The 13,615-nt window shown below is 48.6% G+C and carries 9 protein-coding genes, 1 tRNA gene and 1 pseudogene; 9 read left to right on the top strand and 2 right to left on the bottom strand.

Features of this window, described 5'->3' with window-relative positions; translation table 11 throughout:
- Nucleotides 1-120 precede the first annotated feature (120 nt).
- Complete coding sequence (locus tag AM1_RS42325; RefSeq protein WP_012165662.1) at nt 121-276, bottom strand: hypothetical protein; 156 nt, start codon at nt 274-276, stop codon at nt 121-123.
- A gap of 10 nt (nt 277-286) precedes the next feature.
- Here AM1_RS42325 and AM1_RS24765 point away from each other — a divergent pair, with 10 nt between their 5' ends.
- From AM1_RS24765 to AM1_RS24735, 7 genes and pseudogenes are all read left to right on the top strand, one after another.
- Nucleotides 287-3,913, top strand: a complete 3,627-nt coding sequence (locus AM1_RS24765; RefSeq protein WP_012165661.1) for a WD40 domain-containing protein — start codon at nt 287-289, stop codon at nt 3,911-3,913.
- A 26-nt stretch (nt 3,914-3,939) separates the two neighbouring features.
- Nucleotides 3,940-4,788, top strand: a complete 849-nt coding sequence (locus AM1_RS24760; RefSeq protein WP_012165660.1) for an AraC family transcriptional regulator — start codon at nt 3,940-3,942, stop codon at nt 4,786-4,788.
- Between the two features lie 314 nt (nt 4,789-5,102).
- The gene (locus AM1_RS24755; protein WP_012165659.1) at nt 5,103-6,239 is read left to right on the top strand and encodes a tetratricopeptide repeat protein; all 1,137 of its coding nucleotides are present in this window, start codon (nt 5,103-5,105) and stop codon (nt 6,237-6,239) included.
- A gap of 207 nt (nt 6,240-6,446) precedes the next feature.
- Nucleotides 6,447-7,379: a pentapeptide repeat-containing protein gene (locus AM1_RS24750; protein WP_012165658.1), complete on the top strand. Its 933-nt coding sequence runs from the start codon at nt 6,447-6,449 to the stop codon at nt 7,377-7,379.
- A 57-nt stretch (nt 7,380-7,436) separates the two neighbouring features.
- A pseudogene (locus AM1_RS24745) lies at nt 7,437-8,284 on the top strand (IS1 family transposase).
- 145 nt (nt 8,285-8,429) lie between these two features.
- A tRNA-Leu gene (locus AM1_RS24740) sits at nt 8,430-8,510 on the top strand.
- Between the two features lie 85 nt (nt 8,511-8,595).
- On the top strand, nt 8,596-9,924 hold the full coding sequence (locus AM1_RS24735) for a tRNA nucleotidyltransferase/poly(A) polymerase family protein (protein WP_012165655.1): 1,329 nt from the start codon (nt 8,596-8,598) through the stop codon (nt 9,922-9,924).
- Here the strand turns inward: AM1_RS24735 and AM1_RS24730 are convergent.
- A complete protein-coding gene (locus AM1_RS24730) occupies nt 9,890-10,987 on the bottom strand; it encodes a hypothetical protein (protein WP_148215823.1) in 1,098 nt (365 codons plus the stop codon). The genes AM1_RS24735 and AM1_RS24730 overlap by 35 nt on opposite strands.
- A 409-nt stretch (nt 10,988-11,396) precedes the next feature.
- Here AM1_RS24730 and AM1_RS24725 point away from each other — a divergent pair, with 409 nt between their 5' ends.
- Nucleotides 11,397-12,791: a DUF6745 domain-containing protein gene (locus AM1_RS24725; RefSeq protein ID WP_012165653.1), complete on the top strand. Its 1,395-nt coding sequence runs from the start codon at nt 11,397-11,399 to the stop codon at nt 12,789-12,791.
- Between the two features lie 325 nt (nt 12,792-13,116).
- Nucleotides 13,117-13,452, top strand: coding sequence for a hypothetical protein (locus tag AM1_RS24720; protein WP_041660480.1), 336 nt, complete (start codon nt 13,117-13,119; stop codon nt 13,450-13,452).
- Nucleotides 13,453-13,615: the final 163 nt, after the last annotated feature.

The raw sequence follows: 13,615 nt of genomic DNA, 5'->3' as shown, positions 1-13,615 counted from the left end.
GCGAGACTATTTCTGACGATTGCCCAGGGGGCACAGCTAGGGAAAATGGACTTTGACATTGCAGATGCTGCTTGATTAAATCACCTTTCCCCTTCCATTTGGTGGACTTTTTAGGAGCATTCAATTCTTGTGGGTCCTTTCTCTAATTTGCTCACGAATGTAGTCCAGCAGATTGACCAGCATTCGCCCCTCTTCCACACCATGGTTCAGCCGCTGAATCCATAGGTTCAGGTAGTAGAGCTGCTTATGGGATGACTTGGAAATAGTGGAAGCCACGACTCAGTGAATGGGTATACCCTGGTGTTTGAAGGGAATTGTTGTGCGATCGCAAATGCCGCAATCACCGCAAAGGCGAAGACGAGGCGTTGTTCTAACCAGCATTGGCTTAGAGCGGTTACGAGCCGCCATCCAGGATAGCGAAGCCCAGAATAATCAAGATAGTCGCTATACCCTGCAAGACCTCAGCGACCGCACCCAGCTCGACGCCAAAACCGTGGCCAAAGTCCTCGACGGAGAAGTGGGGCTGGATAAACGCACCCTGTCGTTATTCTTTACTGCCTTTGAGTTACCCCTACAAGACGAAGATTTTCGCCGCCCTGAAGCAAAGCCTAGTCCAGACAAAGCCCTGGCAAATTCAGTATCCACTGATCACCGCCTGGATTTAGGAGAAGCGGTCGATATTTCTAACTTCTATGGCCGCATTCAAGAACTCGCCACCCTCAGTCAATGGCTGAGCACTGAACGCTGTCAGCTTGTGGCCCTGCTCGGCATCGGCGGCATCGGCAAAACTTCCCTGTCAGTAAAGCTGGTTAAACATCTGCACCCTGAGTTTGAAGCGGTCGTTTGGCGCTCGGTGCGCCATGGCCCCAAAACCGAAGACTTGCTGGTGGATATTTTGCAATCCCTCGATCCAGAGCTGACCCGTATTAGCCCACCCCAAACCCTGCTCTCGCAATTAATGGCCTACCTGCGACAGCATCGCTGTTTATTGGTGTTGGATAACTGGGAGACCCTGTTAGAAAGTGGCGCTGACAATGCTCACCCCCAAGCAGGCCAGCATAAACCGACCTATCAAGGCTACGAAACGTTGTTGCGATCGCTTGGGGAAACCCCTCACCAAAGCTGCCTGGTAATCACCAGCCGCGAGAAGCCCACCACCCTCGCTGAACTAGAAGGCCCCACTGTCCGAGCCTTAGCCATGGCCGGGCTGGAACCGGAAAAAGCCTTGCCCTTACTGACCCAAAAAGGGCTAACGGGGGACACAGATGCCTTTCAAAAGCTGATCCAGTTTTATGAAGGTCACCCTTTGGGTCTCAAGATTGTCGCCACGGCCATTCAGGATATTTTTGCCGGAGATGTTCAAGCTTTTTTAGCGGAAGGCATCACCGTCTTTAACGGCCTACGCATCCTACTCGATCAGCAGTTTCAGCGCCTGTCTCCTCTCGAACAGGACGTCATGTATTGGCTAGCCATTAATCGCGCCCCCTTGACCTTGGCAGATCTACGCCATGACCTGGTGTTTCCTGTGGCCATGCCCAAATTATTGGAAGCCATGGAGGCCCTACGGCGGCGATCCTTATGCGTGGTGATTAAGTCTGGCACAGAGTTGCCTCAATTCACCCTGCAGCCCGTATTGATGGAATATGTGACCCAGCGACTCATTGAAGACATTGGCCAGAGTCTTTTGCAGCCGCAGGGGACAGAGCCTTCCCGCTTACAGAGTCATGCCCTGCTGAAAGCCCAAGCTAAAGATAGTATCCGCCACAGCCAGCGCCAGGTAATCCTGCAACCTGTGATCGACATGCTCTTATCGGAGCTGCACTCTACAGCAGCCATCGAAGCCCAGTTGCGGAACCAATTAAAAGAACTGGCCCATTTAAAAGATTATGCCGCTGGAAATTGCCTGAATCTAATGGTGCAGCTGCAGGTGGACTTAACGGGCATTGATCTGTCACACCTCGCCCTCTGGCAAGCCGATCTCCGGGACACGGCCCTAATGAAGGTAAATATGGCCGGAGCCGACCTTAAGGATACGGTCTTTGCCACCGCCTTTCCCCATGTTGCCGCCACCGCCTTTGATCCGAAGGGCAAACGATTGGCAACAGGCCATTTTGCCAACGTGATTATGCTGTGGGATGTGCAGAATCCGAAGCAAGGCAGCCAAGCTATCGGCATCTTTAAAAGTCATCAGAATAATGTGTGGTCCGTGGCCTTTAGTGTCGATGGCTCCATTCTGGCCAGCGCCAGCGAGGATCAGACGATTCGGCTATGGCAGGTGGACACAGGACAATGCCTTAGCATCTTCACAGGCCATACCGACTGCGTCCGTTCGGTAGTGATGCATCCCGATGGCCAGCGGCTAATCAGCGCTGGGGAAGATCGAACTTGGCGTATTTGGGATTTGCAAACGGGAGACTGTCTCCAAACCACCCCGGGTCACGAGCAAGGAATCTGGGAAATTGCCCTTAGTCCCGATGGCCATACCTTAGCGAGTGCCAGTCATGATGCCACGGTCAAAGTGTGGGACCTGGAAACGGGTCGCTGTCTGCGCACCCTGAAAGGCCATACGGATTGGCTGCGGACGGTGGCCTTTAGTGACGATGGTCAGTGGCTGGTGAGTGGGGGATGCGATCGCACCCTCCGTATTTGGAAAGTCAGTTCTGGCCAATGTGTTCAGGTCCTCACTCCCCATACCCAGGCCATCTTTTCCGCATCGTTTCTGCCGAATCGCTCTGTTGTCGCGAGTGCGGGACTCGACAGCACCATCTGTATCACCGATCTAGAAACGGGCATTTGCCAGCGCCGCCTACTCGGACACCATAGTTGTATCAATAGTGTGACCTGCCATCCCCAGGGCAACCTGTTAGCCAGCGGGGGCGATGAACCCATGATTCGGCTATATGACTTAACCACAGGACAAGCCCTGCAATCCTGGCGAGCACAAGTTAATAGCACCTTGAGCATTCGCCATAGCCCAGATGGCCAGACGATAGTAAGTGGGAGTACAGATGGGGCGATTCGCTTTTGGCAAGTGGCAACTGGCACCTATCAAACCTATTGGCAACATCAGGGCTGGGTCTATGGACTCGCCTTCCATCCCCAGGGACATCTACTGGCGAGTGCGGGTAATGATCAGCAAATTCGGATCTGGGATGTCGCCACCAAAGAAGTCCTACAGGTCTTGCCCGGACATGGAGCCACCATCGCCTCCCTCGCCTTTAGCCCCGATGGTCAGTGGTTAGCCAGTGGCAGTTGGGATGGCACCTGGCGACTTTGGGACGTTGCCAAGGGGCAGATGGTTCAGGCCATCCCCGGACATTTTGTCAGTGGCTTAAGCTGGGGCCCGGACAGTCAACAGATCGCCATTGGTTCCTTTGACGCCCATGTGCAGATTTATGATGTGCCGTCTGCTACCTTATCCCAAACCTTAGTTGGGCACCCATTTTGGGCTTGGTATGTGGCCTGGAGTCCCTTGGGCAATCGCATGGCCACAGGTGGAGCCGATCAGACCCTCCGCATCTGGGATGTGGACTCTGGGGAATGTCTCCATGTCCTCACAGACCATACGGACTGGGTGATGGGGGTCGCCTTTAGTCCCGATGGCCAAACCGTAGCCAGCTGTAGCAAAGATGAGACGGCCCGATTATGGTCAGTGGAAACGGGTCAATGCCTGGCTAAGCTATCTGGACATCCCAGCTGGTCCACGGCTGTTGAGTTTAGCCCCGATGGTCAAACTTTAGTAACAGGGAGCAGCGAATTGGAACTCAGGTTTTGGGATGTGCAAACTGGAACTTGTCGGGAGACGTGGCGGGCCGATCGCCTTTGCGAAGGCTTAAACCTATCCAACTGCCAAAACTTGACGGCTCCCCAACAAGAAATGCTCGCATTCCTCGGCGCAATTAGTCAGTCTTGATCCTGCTCCACGACGTTAGCGATGCCATGTCTTCTTCATCTGATACACTTCAACACACCCTTAATGCACCTATTTTTACCAGCCCTGGTCTAGGGTTTGTCTTTGAACATTGCCAGCAACCCCGAACCCAATTACCGGAATGTGTCAATACCGACCATGCCCTCTGTATTGTCCAATCCCATCCCGGCCAAACGCGAATTACCGTTAATCGTCAGCAGCAGCGCCAGGTGGCCCGACCGGGAGAAATTTGGCTGTTACCTGCACAGCAGATCACCCAAAGTCAATGGGACGGCCATTTAGACTATTTTCGCTTGTTGATTCGTCCCCAGTGGCTAAGGGAGTTGGCGAATGATGTGACGGGGGTTCAGCAATACGCCCTAGATTTACAGCTACAAGTCCTCGATCCACTGCTGTTTCAAATTGCCTTGGCCTTGAATACTGAACTGACTGGCTCTACCCAACCTGATTTTTTGTATGTGGAGAGCTTAAGCCATACCTTGGGACGACATTTGTTGCGGCGTTATGCGTCCTGTTCACCTGATCTGCAATGGCAATATTCCAAGGGAGAGTTTCAGGATGCGATCGCATATATTCACGACCATCTCCAAGACCCAATTCGCTTAGCGGATCTGGCGAGGGTGGTACATATGAGTCCCAACTACTTTGCGGAACAGTTCAAGCAGACAATGGGGATTTCTCCCTATCGATATGTCACCCAATGTCGTATTCAAACGGCCCAAAGACTCCTACGTCATCGACACTTAGCCATCTCAGAAGTTGCCCATCAAGTCGGGATTTCCAATCCTAGTCAATTTTCTCGTCTATTTCGACAATGGACAGGAATAAGCCCTAGAACCTATAGAGCAAACCTTTGAAGGGTTCTGCTTGATCAACTTCTTGGTAGCCTTCGCAAGAAAAGCAATCAGAAGACACAGAATATAAATTCATTCACGTAGAGATGCAAAGGAACTACCGTATTAATAGTAAGAAAATTCCTGTGCATCCAAACACTTGAAAAAGTTGTAGCGCTGGCTTGTTTACTGGAGATGATTGGATGTTGTTTTTGAGACGCTGGCTAAGCTGTATAGTAGTCTCTGCACTATTACTGAACTTATGCAGCTTGCCGGGACAAACTCAGTCACAACTTCCTGCATCAAACCCAGCAAAACCACGAAAACCATCAGATTGGGTGAAGTTGCTAGACCAAGCTGGTCAATACGAAGCATCCCATGACTATCGCAGTGCAGAAAAGATCTACCGTCAACTGCTCGGTCAGCCACAACCCAGTTCCATGAACAACTATATGCATCAATATATTTGGCTGAATCTGGGGGTGAACCTTTCTGAACAAGGACAGCTCACAGAGGCGATTAAAGTGTTGCAACAGCTTGTATCCCTGGATAATGTTAACTCTCACCATGTTGCTAGTGCTAACCATCTCCTAGAACATGTGCAGAATCAGTTACAGGAAGCTCAAACCAACGTTAAAGATGGATTGCGAGAAATTACGGCTGTTCCCAATTCAACAGAGGGTTATAAGGATCTAATGACAGGTCTAGCAGCTCAGGGGCAGGCGCTCCAATCGATCTCATTGCTAGAGCAGCAGCTAGGCTATCCGCTTTCCCCCAATCAACTCATAGAACTGCCTAGGGCTGCTAAGTCCTTGCATTGGGATTACGTATCGAATCACATTCGCAACCAGCGATTCAACTTATCGATTAAGCTTTATCAGGAGCTTGTGAAGCGTTATCCAGATTACCAACCCGCCCAATCGGAATATCTCGATTTATTGGCTTTATATGGAGCACCTGCAGAGGTGATCTCAGCTTACCAGAACAGAATTCGGCGCAATCCAGATTTGATTTGGAACTATTGGCAGGTACTCACTCGTAATCTGGAATCGGCTGGACGCTTAGAAGAAGCGCACCAAATTTTTGACCAATTGCTACAGCAAAAACAAACCGAGCCCTACGTTTATTTGGCATTAGGAAGCTTCCTGGAGCGAACAAAACGGCCTGATGAGGCTGTTCAAGTCTACTTTAGAGCTATTCAAGCCTTTCCTGACCATAGCCCTAGCGATCGACGTTGTCATGTTGTACGAGAAACGGCCTATGATCGCTTAGTGACGTTGCTAGACCATCAGCATCGCCTTGATCAAGTGCTGAGTCTGTTTCAACAAAATTTGCCCAACCTTACAGCTGCTATGTATTACAACTTAGGCTTAGCCTTAAGGTATGAAGGTTTCCAAGACTTAGAAGCTCAAGTCACTCTTCAAATGCAGACTGCTTTTCCCCAAGCTCGCGTCGAGAAATCAAGCTTATGTTGAGCAAAAGCTTGCCCCAAGATCCGGTCTGCTGCACTTACCCGCAAATCCAAACAGTCATAGTCATACTAACCAGAAGAAATATAGGCGCAAAATAGTTCAGGTGCCCCGTTTTGAACGGATTTCAGAAGCGGTTTGTAATCAGAATCATGTTTTTCGAAACAACCTGAATATGGCCCTCTCAATAAATAATCTAGGGAAAATGTTGAGATGAAACAAATACTGAGTACTGCGATCTTGACAAGCCTTATTGGATTAGTGGGATATATCCCTAGGGTTCACAGTCAGACCATAAACCTCAGAAAGACCATTGAAGACCTCAGTGACTTGAGTCAAGAGGACGCCTTAAAACACCTGGCAACAACAGGTGCTTGTTTTGGTTGCAATCTCAACAGTGCCAATCTCCAAAGAGCCTATCTAGGCTACGCCAATCTCAACAGAGTCGATCTCAGTAGAGCTGACCTCAGCAGCGCAGATCTTAGATCTGCCAACCTTCGTGAGGCTAATCTCAGCAGAGCAAATCTCATACATGCCAAACTTTGGAAAACTGACCTCTCCGTCGCCAATCTCAATGGTGCTGACCTCAAGCATACCAATCTTACGAAGGCCGACTTAGGTTTCTCTAACCTCACTGAGTCCAACCTCAGCAATGCCAGTATTGGTGATGCCAATCTTAGAGCTGTCAACCTTAGTAATGCTAATCTCAGCAAAGCTAGCCTCCTTAGGACAAACCTCACCTTTGCAAATTTCACCAGAGCAGACCTTAGCAACGCCAACTTCATGAGCACCAACCTCATAAGCGCCAATCTCACCAGCACCAACCTGAGCAACGCTGACCTGAGCAACGCCAATCTCACTAGGGCTGACCTCAGTAAGGCTAACTTCAGTAACACCAAACTCAACTTTGCTATTCTGTTTTCGACAGATCTCCGAAAAACAGTAAATCTTACCCAATCTCAACTGGTGGGACAAAATTCATCATTGATTTGTAACACGCCACTTCCTCCACACATCAATATTGACCCAAATAGGGACTGTAACAAGCTTGCTGCGGTCTTGTTCTATAAAATCCCAGAAATTTTTCTCACCCTAGAAGAAGCACAAGAATTCGTGAAAGAGCACCAAGAAGGGAAGAGGGATTAAAGAGGACAAAACCCAAATTTTGGTCGTGCATCAATGAAGTGTGGGTTTGTTAAACATATTGAGTTTTCCTATCCTCTGATGCAATGTCCTTTATGTGGTCATCCAAAGATCTACAAACACGGTAAAACTAGCAAAGGCAGCCAACGGTAACGTTGCCCCCACTGCCATCAAACCTTCAGTGATACCTTTGATACCCTCTATTATCGTCGTCAGATTTCTCCTCAAACCATTCAGGTCATCCTTCAATCTCATGCTGAAGGCAGCAGCTTCAGAGGTCTACCCCGCATCACAGGTGTAGCTTACAACACCTGAGTGTGATTCGTTCAGCGAGCCATAAAGCCCAAATGACTCACAACCAAGAAGTTCAGGCCGTTGCGACCAACATCATTAATGCGGATGAGTTGTGGTCCTCTGTTAAAAAAAAGCAAAAGCACTGTGAACCGGAAGAATTGAGCTTAGGCGATTGCTGGATAGCATTAAGCCTAGCCAAAGACAGTGGCTTGGTGCTCACTGGCCGTATTGGCAAACATACCGACGAACTCGCTCAAGAATTAATTGAGAATACCGAAGGCAAAACCGCCTGTCACCATTGGCAAACCGATGGCTGGGAAGGGTATTCACGACAATTAGCCGATGAGGTGATCCATCACGTGAGTAAAGCTCTGACGCAGCGGTTAGAGCGGACCAATGGCATACTACGTCAACAGACCGGGCGTTGGCATCGACGACAGAACAAATTTGGCAAAGTCTGGCAACAGAGTGCAGTGACGTTAAGACTGGTAATGGCTTATTTCAACTGGATCTGGCGCCACTCTCGATTTAAGAATACGGCTGCCCAACGTGCTGGACTGACGGAGCATCCATGGGAATGGCAAGACTTAGTCACCTATCACACACTCTATTGACGCACAATCGTTTAGTCAGATTCTATTAGCTAAAGCTTTATGGGCTTGAGATACCAACATCTAAGGGGTTTGGGATAAATTGAATAAAACCATTGCATTGCCGATGGGTTCTTGTATAATGGTGGAACTTTGCCTTCAAGGCCCAGGGCGGGTGGCGAAATGGTAGACGCACCACACTCAAAATGTGGCGACTTCGGTCATGAGAGTTCGAGTCTCTCCCTGCCCATTCCAACTTGATTGTCTGTTTGCCAGTGACTTGCCTGAGCATTTAGCTGTGGTAGGGCTTTTGCAGGCTTTTTTCTTGATTTTGCATGTCTATCCAATCTGTCCTTGCTCCCCAAACTTGGCCCTTCCCAGCTAGCGATTTACCCCAATCTGCCTGCTTAGTGGGGGGATGCGTGCGGGATGCCTTACTAAATCGCCATACGGCTTATTTAGATCTGGATTTTGTCTTGCCTAAAGCTGCAGTGGAAACAGCTCGTAGGGTTTCCGAAAGTTGTAATGCCGGGTTTGTGCTTCTGGATGCCGAACGAGATATAGCGCGGGTGGTTTTCCCAGACGCAACGGCAGATTTCGCCTTGCAGGTGGGGGATTCCTTAGAAGAGGACCTGCAGCGACGAGACTATACGATAAATGCGATCGCATATCATCCCTTTTCCGATACAGTGGTTGATCCGTTGATGGGGCAGCAAGATCTCGACGCAGGTGTGCTACGCATGATCGCCGCCAAAAACCTAGAAGAAGATCCCTTGCGACTGTTGCGGGCCTATCGGCAAGCCGCCCAATTGGGGTTTACCATTGAGCCCCAGACCCAAGCCAATATTCGTCAACTCACCCCTCAGTTAAAGGGCATTGCCGCAGAGCGGATCAAAGTGGAGCTGAGCTATCTGTTGAGCGATTCCAAGGCCACACCTTGGGTTCATCAACTTTGGCAGGATGGCCTATTAAGCACATCGTTTCCCCATGCATCATCAACGAGCCTTGCTTTTTTACCCGCCATCGATCAAGCGGCTAGTCTGCTCCAGAAAGAGGTCCCGGACTTAGCAACCGCTTTTCATCAGGAACTGAATGAGCGAGCCCAAGGAAAAGAGGCCGCCCAGCGCACCCTCCTGTCCACCACTAAGTGGGTCTCCCTCCTGTCTGACAATCCAACTCAGGCAGAAATAACTCTAAAACAGATGAAGTTCAGTCGGGGCGAAATCCATGTGATTACGCGGGTGTTGAACGGTTGGCCTCGCTTAAAACAGCTCTTGCAGCAGGAACACTGCCGCCGTGTGGATCAGTTTTATCTCTTTCAAGACGCGGATACGACGTTCCCTGCTGTTGTGATGGTGACATTAGCGGTGGAGCTGATGCAGCAATCTCTACGGGGGGCTGAGACGCCGTCTTGTCTACCAGCGCTAAAGCCTTGGATTGCAGAATATCTCAACCCGCTCAGCGCTTTAGCTCATCCTCAACCCCTCTTATCAGGTTCAGCCTTAATGAAGTCCCTTCACTTATCCCCTGGGCCAGAAGTGGGTCACCTGCTTTCACAATTGACTCTAGCCCAAGCGGAAGGCAGTATCACCACCTCAGAAGAGGCGTTGGCATTGGCCCAAACCCTAGTCAGTTCGACGCCTTCAACGGCCGAGAACGGTTAGTCGCAACCCAGACAACGATACTGCCCAGCACAACAGAGAATAGGCTTAACCCCATCACACCGATGATGGCGAAGCCTTGACCATAGCCGTATCGGCTCACTTGGCCTGCCGGGAGCATCCAATTGGGGCTGTAAATGGCTAACCAACCGATGCCTAAGAGTGCCATTCCCCAAGCTACGCCAAACCCTAAAGACCAGGACCATGCTTGTAGGCGAGTCGGTTTTTGGGTGGCCAGTTGCTTTCCTTTTTTGCGACCCAAACGCCAGCCGAAAACCAAGCCTGCCAACCAAGCTAGGCCCAGTAATCCTTGAGAACCGTATTTGACGGGATAATAGGCCCATCCTATGGGGGCCTGCATTGTGAGTGCGATCTCATCACCCGGCAGCTCCGTAAACTGACCTGTCAACACATCCCCTTTTCTCGTGAACTCGGGGGTTGTGGCAACTTGCCACTTGGGAGGTAGATAAATAGTGACGTCTAATCCACCAAAGGCTGACCAAGCTTTTGCAGGGGCAAGGACGTAAGCAAACTGGTGATAAATCGTGGGTTTGCCCAAGAGATGAGTAGCGGTTTGAGCAGCATACCGAACCTTGAGATCCTGTTTCCTCGGTGGAATCGTGACAGTTAGGGCCATGGGGGTGACCGGCGGAGAATGGCGGAGGTAATCCAAGGGTTGGTTATCCAGCCCTGGCGTGTACTCTGGCACCGCCCAATTTGGAGGTAATGGAGCATTCGGGGCTGGTTGGCTGGTGATGACTTGATCGTTTAGCCAGACCTGAAAGTTTTCAGTGCCTAATGTTCCTAAGGCAAACAGTAGGTCCAGCTGCTTCTCGTCCCCTTCATTCTGGAGATGATAAACTGCTTCCACTTGAGCTAAGTCTTTTTGGGCAATAGGCCGGAGGTCAAGGGTAAGGGTCTCACGGGTGATTTCGATATCTTCAATACCAATCGGTTCAGCGGTGACTTGTCCGCCATAGGACGGTGGTCCTAGATTGGCCCAAGCCGCTGGCATCAGCATTACTACGACTATCATCCACCCAAACCACCGCCATATCCTTGTCATCACTTGCACTCTACTGAACATCCAACCTTCCCAGGCTACTAAAACGGGTCCCTCTACGGCCTGGATTCAGTAGCAAATCTTCATAAGTTACAGATGAGGTTTTTGAGAAATCGCTCCATATCAAAACAGGAAAAGGTTAGGTCTCGAATCGCTACGTTTACCCACATCACCCGATCTTCAGTGTTGCCTCACTGGGTATGGAGTATGTAGGGAAAGATTTAGTGCATCGCGATCCTTTATCAGACGGGGAGGTATTGCTATTAATGTGAGCCAAAATCCAATATTGCCATTGATAATATTGTGAAGCTGATAATTTAAGCGCTCAATTTTTTTATGATCTGTCTCTAGCTGTTCGGATTAAATCTTGGGAATAATAAATATGAACAGAAGGTTTTAAAGTAGTGACAAAATGCCTGAGATTCGTTTTTTGACCCCTGAACAAGAAGCAAAAACCCCTGAATATCAGGAGAAATGGAAGCGAATTAGTGTAATCACACAACCGATTGAAAAAGTCCGAGCAGCGGCTGCAATTAAAGGTGTTTATGCCGTTATGGGCAAACCCGAACCAGATGTTGTTTTTTGCTCCAGCCCGCGGGCGGCGTTAGATCATCTGCAAGCCCAAGTCTCGCAAGTAGATATTCCACAAAATCCCCGTAGTCGAACGAAAGAAGATATCCAGAATAATTTCATTCAGTTTTTTGCAGAAGCAGCATGGGGGACGATCAAGCAAAGCAATAAACAGCAGAATTCAGGTACGAAACCCATTTATGATTTATTGAAGGAAGTTTCAAATAAACCCACCCAAGCGGTTGAAAAACATATTGAACGCTGCCTTCCTAAAGATCTAAGTACTCAAGACATGGTTGAGCAAGTTTTCCTGAGTGCTACGCCGATGATTGATTTGCTAGGCAAACATCAAGCTCGTCGAGGAGATCCAGAATTTTCAAAAAGGATCCAGGATAAATCTCAAGAAGATTGGCAGAGATCATTTAGTGATACAGCATTTGCTCTTGACATGCAATTGGGTTGGCTTCCAGGCAAAGAATATTTCTTTCAGGGATGGATGAAGAAATATCTGCAGGGGACATTAATTGCAAAAATTAACGGTATGGAGTCCCCTCGTTTTCGGGAAACCCTGGCTATGCCGCTATCCTTTTCTGAGCAGAAGTATTTAGTAGAGAATGCAGTTGTAGTTATTTCTGAATTTGCATATCAATGTAGTTGGCTAGATTTTGCTATTTCAGAACTCAATTATCCCTATGATGCTAAGAAATGGGCTGCTTTACAAGGGTTAGCTAAATATTGCGGTTGGGTTTTTGCAGTTGATAATCTGTGTATCATTTGTGATCGCCCCACTCATATTCTGATCGATGATGATTATCAATTGCACGGTGAGGGAGAGCCTGCTGTGCAGTTTGCGGATGGTTTTGCTGCCTATGCGTATCACGGAACTCCTATACCTGAAAAATATGGCACTGTTCATCCTCAAGAATGGCAAGCCCAGTGGGTTTTTGAGGAACGGAATCGGGCATTGCAAGAGATGTTAGTTCAATCCCTTGGGGCAATTCGGGTTTGTCAAGAACTCCCTCTAATCGAGGTGGATACTTTGCAAGAGTATGCCCTCCTCAAGTTAAAAGGTGTAGGGGTTAGTGACACTCATGTTTTAAAGCGGGTTAAGGCTGAGACAGGGGATATTTTGGCTGTCTTTGTACCTTGGCATCAAGATACGGTCCGATCAGCAATTAACTATGCGAATGAGAACTATTTTGCAGAAGACTTTCCAATTCCTGATAATGAGAATTAACGGTAAATAAAAGTTTGTCAGCGACGTTAAGGTAGATACTGGCAAATCTTACTGAAGAAGTCTAGCAATCTGTTACTAATACTAAGACTTTGAAGTGGAACTGTCAGTGTTGTGGCTTCTAAGCCTTTTGAATCGCTTTTTATTAATCTGCTGACGAGTCTAAGAATGGTGACGTAAGTTCGCTGAAACTCTATGTTTTGATGTTTGCCTCTGCTTGTGTTGTGATAGCAATGGCAGTATGTGCTGAATCGCTTAAATTAACAAGTTTCTAATTCAAGAAAAGCTATCTTAAATAGTATGTGGGGAAAAAATTTAGTTTTTGGCCATGAAAACGGTACGAACTTTACTCAGATTGATGTGTGGGTTTACCCTACTCTCTATCTTTGGTATATGGCTATACGTATTTGCGCCGATTACTGCTCCATGGGTTGAGTTTGGGTATTACGGTAAATTTCATCAGGTTCAGCGGATTATTCGAGATACCCCTGAATTAACCATTGTTGACCAATGGCAGCATCGTGACGTCATTCTGGAGGACTTCGGATTCACGGTTCGGCGTCCGGATGGCTCAACTGTTCAGATTGACTTCTTTGATCACTCAGACCAGATGAAGCTGAGTTCTGATGAAGACATCCGCAATTACATTGCCAGCTTTATCTGAAATTTAGAAGCCAGCATCCCCATGATTTGAGCGTGGGACAGCAGTCTTATGAGGCAAATGTCTACCCCTGATTTGGTCAAGTTGCAGGTCATCCTTCCTCTATAATCGAAACTCTGGTATTGCAATCATTCCTGTGGAATGAGTTGTGATTTGATCTAGAACT

Source organism: Acaryochloris marina MBIC11017, from assembly GCF_000018105.1.
GTDB classification, from domain to species: domain Bacteria; phylum Cyanobacteriota; class Cyanobacteriia; order Thermosynechococcales; family Thermosynechococcaceae; genus Acaryochloris; species Acaryochloris marina.
The sequence above is the reverse complement of the archived record's forward strand: the minus strand, read 5'-3'. Positions and strand labels throughout refer to the sequence as shown.

Excerpts from the sequence above, each read along its gene's own strand:
- AM1_RS24765 (WP_012165661.1), top strand. The coding sequence starts at position 287 with ATGGGTATACCCTGGTGTTTGAAGGGAATTGTTGTGCGATCGCAAATG.
- AM1_RS24760 (WP_012165660.1), top strand. The coding sequence starts at position 3,940 with ATGTCTTCTTCATCTGATACACTTCAACACACCCTTAATGCACCTATT.
- AM1_RS24750 (WP_012165658.1), top strand. The coding sequence starts at position 6,447 with ATGAAACAAATACTGAGTACTGCGATCTTGACAAGCCTTATTGGATTA.
- AM1_RS24735 (WP_012165655.1), top strand. The coding sequence starts at position 8,596 with ATGTCTATCCAATCTGTCCTTGCTCCCCAAACTTGGCCCTTCCCAGCT.
- AM1_RS24730 (WP_148215823.1), bottom strand. The coding sequence starts at position 10,987 with ATGACAAGGATATGGCGGTGGTTTGGGTGGATGATAGTCGTAGTAATG.
- AM1_RS24725 (WP_012165653.1), top strand. The coding sequence starts at position 11,397 with ATGCCTGAGATTCGTTTTTTGACCCCTGAACAAGAAGCAAAAACCCCT.
- AM1_RS24720 (WP_041660480.1), top strand. The coding sequence starts at position 13,117 with ATGAAAACGGTACGAACTTTACTCAGATTGATGTGTGGGTTTACCCTA.